Genomic DNA, 5,289 nt, shown 5'->3' with positions numbered 1-5,289 from the left:
CCGGCCGGTGCCCAGGCGGGGGCGGGGGCGGCCGCGCGCGCGGCCGCCCGAGACGGAGGCGCCATCCGAGGCGGAGGCGGTGCCACCGCTGCCGCCTGCCGCGCCGCTCGCGCGGCCGGCCTTCGACTACGGCGAGCTGGCGGCGGCGATGCAGGCCGTGGACGCGGCGCTCCGGACGGCGCGGGCCAGGCTCGCCCGGGCAGCCGGCAGCGGCGGCGCAGACGACGACGCGGCGGGGTGAGGGGTACCAAAGGGGCGCCCCGGGGAGGCCTGGCCGAGCACCGGGAGGGCGGGCCGCTGGCGCGCAGTTGCCGCCCGAGGTGCGGGATCAAGCAGCACGATGTCTCAAGGGTTCACGCCGCTATCCGGACACACGTCGCCTCGCGCCAGATCTGAAACGCTTTGGCGCGGGCGCGGTGGTAGCAGCCGGTGCTCATCAGATGCCGCTTCAGCCTGCGGCGCGCGTTACGGCCTGATGAGGCGGACTGCTGCCACCGCGAAGTAGATGCCGAACAGGAAGGCCAGGAGGGACAGGATGGCGGTGGTGAGCCCGGCGCAGCGGAACTGCGCGCCTCGCTTGCTCTTATAGTCCTCCCGCAGCAGGTCCATCACGATAAAGGCGAGCACCGACGTGGCGACCGCCAGCACCACCCCCGCCGAAAAGCCCGAGCAACTGAGGACGAAGTTCCTCACGAGCTTGGCGTTCTTGGCGTTGGTAATTGTCTCCTTGAACAGGCTCCCGAAGAACTGGAGGAGACCCAGGGTCGCCGCGCCGTTGGCCAACAGCAGCGCGTTCATTCCGGAGGTCGCGAAGCCCAGCGACCCGTTCAGGCGGGCGAGCCGGAACTCGTGCCTTCGCTTCCGCCACTCGGGATCGGCGGGATTCTTACTTGGCTGGGCTGAGGGTCCTTCCGTCATGGTCGCACACCCATTCCGATTTGGATTCGGAACAGAGAGTGTCGATCCATCTAGCTTCGGGCAAGCCGGACAGCATTGGCGGCGGCGGCATATCCGCCTGGGATAGTTCCTTCAGGAGAAGTGCATGCTGCAGGCCTTCGACCACCGCCAGCAGGTGCGACAGCGAGCGGGCGGGATCGGCGGGGCGGATGACGACGCAACGGGGTGAGGGGCACCGGAGGGCCGTCCCCGGGAGGCCTGGCCGCGGGCGCGGTTTTTGCCCGAGATCCCTCCCGGCCCGCTGCAGGCTGCTCCCTTCGTCGCCACGCTCGAACTGACGCGTGCAGCGGAACGGCACGTGACACAAAGTGCCGCGTTCGCCACCCTCCACCTGGAGACGGCTCGGAGAGCGATTTCTATTCCACCTGCATCGTCTCCGGCAGCGGCGAAGTCGTGGGCGCCTTTGGTGGGCGTGAACGTCGCGACGCCATGGCCAAGGGTGGTCCAGAGGTCATTCCATCCCGGAGAACTGAAATGGTGAGAAAGAACACGATCTGTCTCTGGTACGACGGTACCGCCTTGGAGGCCGCGACCTTCTACGCCGCGACGTTCCCGGACAGCGCGGTGGGAGCTGTCCATTGCGCACCCGGGGATTATCCCGCGGGCCAGCAGGGCGATGTCCTGACGGTCGAGTTCACGGTGATGGGGATCCCCTGTCTCGGCCTGAACGGGGGATCAGCGTTCCGGCACAACGAGGCTTTCTCGTTCCAGGTTGCGACCGACGACCAGGTCGAAACGGACCGCTTGTGGAACGCGATTGTCAGCAACNTCTCGTTCCAGGTTGCGACCGACGACCAGGTCGAAACGGACCGCTTGTGGAACGCGATTGTCAGCAACGGCGGCCAGGAAAGCGCCTGCGGCTGGTGCAAGGACAAGTGGGGACTGTCGTGGCAGATCACGCCACGCGCCCTGACGGCCGCGATCGCCGATCCGGATCGCGCGGCGGCCAGGCGCGCGTTCCAAGCCATGATGGAGATGAGAAAGATCGATATCGCAGCGATCGAAGCGGCGCGGCGCGGCTGACGCGGCCGGCCCAGCCCCCGTCGCCGTGACTGAGAGCTCGCGGGTGCTGGCCGGGAACGGTGCCTCGGGTCAACGGCGGCCCGAGGCGGCATTGTGGTGTCTCGTCGCTGATGATCCACTCCGCGCGTGATCCCGGCGTTAGCATGTCTATGCTTGTGGAGGAGGCCAGCGTTGATCGACCGGAAGTGCCGTGCCCGTCCTTGAGTGGCGGCAGGCCGCCCGTGTCAGCCTGCTGTCGATTGTCGAGTACATCTCGGACGACAACCAGGACGCTGCCCCGCGTCTGAAAGACGACATCGAGGGCAAGGGGGCAAAGCTACCGGCCCGTCCGAAGTTCTACCGCGCCGAGCACGTCCCCGGCAGGTAGGAGATGAGCGCCGTCGCCTTCTGGAACGGGAGAGTTGATAAAAGCACTCAGACTTTGCACCGAAATGAAGCAAACGTGATATTGTGTCTCAATTTCTGAATATTCGATCATATATTAAACCGAATTTCATTTTCGGGTATGCTCGTGCTCAACAGAGTGCGGTGTGAAACTCTCGAATCCCACGGTGGAGCTTTGGTGCATGACTGCACATTTGCCCTTCGTCTACATTGGGCGCGACGCCCAAAATGGGGAAGAGCTCTGGGTGAGCGACGGCAGCCAAGCGGGCACAAAGCTCCTCAAGGACATCTGGCCCGGGGCGCACGGGTCCGACATCGGCAACATGACACGGCTGCCTGATGGCCGTGTCCTGTTCACCGCGGCGGATCCTGTCCACGGCAACGAGCTCTGGGTGACGGATGGCACTGAGTCCGGAACCGAGATGCTCTACGACGTCAACGACGGCAGCGGCTCCTTCGGCCCCGTCTACGTGACGCCTCTCTCAGACGGCCGGGTGGTGTTCGAGGGTCAGAACTCGGCCTCGGGCCGTGAGATCTGGGTGACCGACGGCACCCGCGACGGCACCCATGTGCTGATGGAGATCACCCCGGGCGCGGAGGGTACGGACTTCAACGCCCCCTGGGTCGCGCTTCCCGACGGCAAGTTCCAGTTCAGCTACTGGACGCCCGGTGCCGACGGCAGGGCCATTTCCCGTACGATGATCAGCGACGGGACGCCCGGGGGCACCGTTGATCTGAGCGGGTTTTTGCCTGCTGGATCCAGCCGCCCGGTCGTGCTCGGCGAGCAGTTGCTGTTCTTCTCGCCTGAGGGGATGACGCTGACGGACGGCACGGCAGAGGGGACCCACCAGTTCGACCAGTTCTGGGGACGCGATAATCTCGCGCTGCTCGGCTCCATCGGGGAGGGAATGGCGCTGGTCAAGGCCACTGTCTTCGATGCCTATCAGGGCTCGGGCAACTACACGGACGCCATCTCCTATTACGCGACGAACGGTGCTGAGACCCATCTCATCGCCACGACCGATATTGCGCGGACGACCGGCAATCCCCTCGACCTGGGTGCGGGCAAGTTCCTGCTGCCGACCACGGTGGACGGTGAGTTCCGGCTGATCGTGACCGACGGCTCCGAAGCAGGCACGAAGATCGTTGCGACGGGCAGCGAGGCTTGGACCACCAACTACATCTCCCTGGGCGATGGCCGGGCGATATATTCCAAGGCTGATGCCGGCGGACATCCGACGCTGTGGCTGGTCGATGGAGACGGCCAGACGGCACTTCTGGGCGAAGGCGACGCGGTCCCGACCTCCCTCTCGACCCAGTATGTCCAGCATCTGTCAGACGGGACCACGGTCTTCGCGGCCCAGACGGCCGAGGGCAGCGCCGTGCTGTGGCAGACCGACGGCACGGCCGAGGGGACGCACCAGCTTCCGGTCAGCAATCCCTGGCTGCCGCCCGTGCTGCGGGACTTCGAGGTCATGGAAGTCGGTGCCATTCCCACCACGCCGCCCCCTGAGGACCCGAGCGGACCGGGCACGCCGTCGGATCCGGCCCTGCCGCATCATGAGTGGGCAACGGACAATGCGCTGTTCGATGCGGCCTTCTACCTCGACCACAATCCCGACGTGGCCGCTGTCGGGGCGGATCCGCTGCAGCACTTCCTGCAGTTCGGGGCGGCGGAGGGGCGCGACCCGAACAGCCACTTCGACGTCTCGTTCTACCTGAACCAGAACCCAGACATCTTGGCGGCGGGCGTCAACGCCCTCGAGCACTACATGACTTCCGGCTGGCATGAGGGGCGTGCGGCGAGCTTCTCCTTCGACGGGGATGCCTACCTCGCGGCGAACGACGACGTCGCCAAGGCGGGCATGAACCCGCTCGAGCACTACCTCCACTTCGGCGAGGCGGAGCACCGCGACGCGCCGCAGGCCACCCCGCATGCTACGGGACCGCAGAACGTCCTCGTGGACGCTTCGTTCTACTTCTCGAATTACGCCGACGTCGCCCGTGAGGGTGTCGATCCGACCCAGCACTTCATGGTCAGCGGCTGGCAGGAGGGACGCGACCCCAACGCGTTCTTCGACACCAACTGGTATCTCGCCCACAACACCGACGTGGCGACCGCGCAGGTGAACCCTCTGGAGCACTACCTGCGGTTCGGCGCCGAGGAGGGACGCGATCCGAGCGCCGTCTTCGATGGGGAAGCCTACCTCGCGCACAACCCCGATGTGGCCGCGGCGGGGATGAACCCACTGGAGCATTACCTTCAGTATGGAGCTGCCGAAGGGCGGGACATCTTCGCCGCCTGACAAATGCCCGCAGAGCTCCCGCGCGGAGCTCTGCCGAACGAAAGCCCCCTGTCCGGCGAGCCCGGCAGGGGGCTTTTTGCTATCTCGCTTACGGCGATCCCTGATGAACTTCCCCTGATTTGATGGACAGGGATCAGGCGGCAGCGTTCTCCATCTGCTCAGGGGTCCTGTAGCCCAGGGCAGAGTGGATGCGCTGCCGATTGTAGTAGCCTTCGATGTAGGCGAACACGTCGCGTCTGGCCTCATCCTGCGTGGCCCATCGGCGCTGCTGGACGAGTTCGACCTTGAGGGTGTGGAAGAAGCTCTCCATCGGCGCGTTGTCGAGGCAGTTGCCGCGGCGGCTCATGGATTGCCGCATCCCGGCTGCGCTGAGCAGCTTGCGGTAATCGTCGGCGGCATACTGGCTGCCGCGGTCCGTGTGCTGCAGCAGGTCAGGCGTTGGCCGCTGCCGCTGGATGGCCATGGTGAGGGCGGCGCAGGTGAGTTCCGCACGCATGTGCTCGCGCATCGACCAGCCGACCACCTTGCGGGTGGCCAGGTCGAGGACAGCGGCGAGGTAGAGCCAGCCCTCACCAGTGGGTAAATAGGTGAGATACTGTCGGCGAAGTCAGGCAGCTTC

4 protein-coding genes and 2 pseudogenes are annotated in these 5,289 nt (G+C 65.8%); 4 read left to right on the top strand and 2 right to left on the bottom strand.

What is annotated here, in order from left to right; all coding sequences use genetic code 11:
* Positions 1-241 (top strand): annotated as a pseudogene (locus E0493_RS22785) (hypothetical protein); the annotation flags it as partial.
* A gap of 224 nt (positions 242-465) precedes the next feature.
* Here the strand turns inward: E0493_RS22785 and E0493_RS22780 are convergent.
* Entirely contained in the window at positions 466-918 is a 453-nt protein-coding gene (locus E0493_RS22780) for a hypothetical protein (protein ID WP_160939554.1), read from the bottom strand.
* 468 nt (positions 919-1,386) lie between these two features.
* Between E0493_RS22780 and E0493_RS22775 the strand changes: the two genes are divergently transcribed.
* From E0493_RS22775 to E0493_RS22765, 3 genes are all read left to right on the top strand, one after another.
* Positions 1,387-1,980 (top strand): VOC family protein, encoded by a 594-nt coding sequence (locus tag E0493_RS22775; protein ID WP_456316357.1) that lies wholly within the window; start codon positions 1,387-1,389, stop codon positions 1,978-1,980.
* A gap of 190 nt (positions 1,981-2,170) precedes the next feature.
* Complete coding sequence (locus tag E0493_RS23660) at positions 2,171-2,347, top strand: hypothetical protein (protein WP_235914000.1); 177 nt, start codon at positions 2,171-2,173, stop codon at positions 2,345-2,347.
* 199 nt (positions 2,348-2,546) lie between these two features.
* A complete protein-coding gene (locus E0493_RS22765; RefSeq protein ID WP_160939552.1) occupies positions 2,547-4,670 on the top strand; it encodes a hypothetical protein in 2,124 nt (707 codons plus the stop codon).
* 133 nt (positions 4,671-4,803) lie between these two features.
* Here the strand turns inward: E0493_RS22765 and E0493_RS22760 are convergent.
* Positions 4,804-5,262 (bottom strand): annotated as a pseudogene (locus tag E0493_RS22760) (IS3 family transposase); the annotation flags it as partial.
* Positions 5,263-5,289: the final 27 nt, after the last annotated feature.

This window comes from Teichococcus coralli (assembly GCF_009829925.1).
GTDB lineage: Bacteria > Pseudomonadota > Alphaproteobacteria > Acetobacterales > Acetobacteraceae > Pseudoroseomonas > Pseudoroseomonas coralli.
The sequence above is the reverse complement of the archived record's forward strand: the minus strand, read 5'-3'. Positions and strand labels throughout refer to the sequence as shown.